Raw genomic sequence first — 891 nt, 5'->3', positions numbered from 1 at the left:
GCTGCGGACGTGGGTGAAGAAGGCTGAGATCGATGAAGGACTCAGACCGGGAACCACCTCGGACGACGCAGCCCGGATGGCCGAACTCGAGAGGGAGGTCCGCGAGCTGCGGCGGGCGAATACGATCCTGCGGCAGGCATCGGCTTTCTTCGCGGCGGAGCTCGACCGCCCCTCCCGGTGATGTGCGCGTTCATCGACGCGCACCGGGACGAGCACGGGGTCGAGCCGATCTGCAGGATCTTGCAGATCGCCCCGAGCAGCTACTACGCCCACCGCACCCGCGAGCCTTCAGCCAGGCAGCAGCGGGACGAGCAGCTGACGCAGGAGATCACACAGGTGCATGAGGAGAACTACGGCGTCTACGGGGCGCGGAAGGTTCATGCCGAGCTGCGCAGGCAGGGCCACGAGGTGGCCCGGTGCACCGTCGAGCGGCTGATGCGAAAGGCGGGACTCCGCGGCGTTAGCCGAGCGAAGGGGCCCCGGACGACGAAACCGGCACCGGAGACGAGTAGACCTGCGGATCTCGTCAATCGTGACTTCACGGCCGAGGCGGTCAACCAGTTGTGGGTCGCGGACATTACGTATGTGCGGACGTTCGCCGGATGGGTGTATGTCGCGTTCGTCCTGGATGTGTTCTCGCGTCGGATCGTGGGCTGGCAGGTGTCCACGAGGCTGTACACGGCGCTGGCGATCGATGCGTTGGAGATGGGGATCTGGACGCGTCGGCGTGATGGTGCTGATCTGTCTGGCCTGGTCCATCACAGCGACCGTGGAGTTCAGTATCGTGCCGTGCGTTACGCGGAGCGACTCGCGGTAGAGGATGCTGTCGCGTCGGTCGGGTCACGTGGTGACTCGTATGACAACGCGATGGCGGAGGCGCTGAACTCATTG

At 65.3% G+C, this 891-nt stretch carries 2 protein-coding genes and 1 other annotated feature; both genes read left to right on the top strand.

What is annotated here, in order from left to right; genetic code table 11:
• The coding region (locus tag ABD283_RS14405; protein WP_486326978.1) for a transposase at window positions 1-181 on the top strand (181 nt) is incomplete at its 5' end.
• Window positions 142-255: a sequence feature (AL1L pseudoknot), on the top strand. It overlaps the preceding gene by 40 nt.
• Window positions 181-891: IS3 family transposase (locus tag ABD283_RS14285; protein ID WP_425552845.1), on the top strand; the 711-nt coding region annotated here is incomplete at its 3' end. It overlaps the preceding feature by 75 nt. The genes ABD283_RS14405 and ABD283_RS14285, both read left to right, overlap by 1 nt.

The organism is Kocuria atrinae, from assembly GCF_039531425.1.
Classification (GTDB): Bacteria; Actinomycetota; Actinomycetes; order Actinomycetales; family Micrococcaceae; genus Kocuria; species Kocuria atrinae.
The sequence above is the reverse complement of the archived record's forward strand: the minus strand, read 5'-3'. Positions and strand labels throughout refer to the sequence as shown.